This window comes from Flavobacterium xizangense (assembly GCF_054075145.1).
Genome location: NZ_JBSIPG010000245.1, coordinates 1 through 247 on the forward strand (window position 1 = coordinate 1; position 247 = coordinate 247).

Sequence of the window (247 nt, forward strand, 5' to 3'; positions counted from 1 at the left end):
TAAATTTAAAGCTTGCATTAAATAATATAAAAAAAGAAAAAAATACTTTTTCCCCATTTATTATTTCCTCTTTGAGTATGTTTATAATTGTATTTATAATGTTCTCAATGAGGGTTTCTCACTCTTTAAAAAAATTAAATAATTGGGAAATAATATCAAAAATGTTGTTTTTTGGGTTAGTAACTGTCATTTTGTTCTCAATTATATTTTTGTTTTATAGTTATAATTTTTTATTAAATGAAAGATC

General features: G+C 19.8%; 1 protein-coding gene. It reads left to right on the plus strand.

What is annotated here, in order from left to right; translation table 11 throughout:
- The coding region (locus tag ACWA1B_RS23295) for a hypothetical protein (RefSeq protein ID WP_456911053.1) at window positions 1–247 on the plus strand (247 nt) is incomplete at both ends.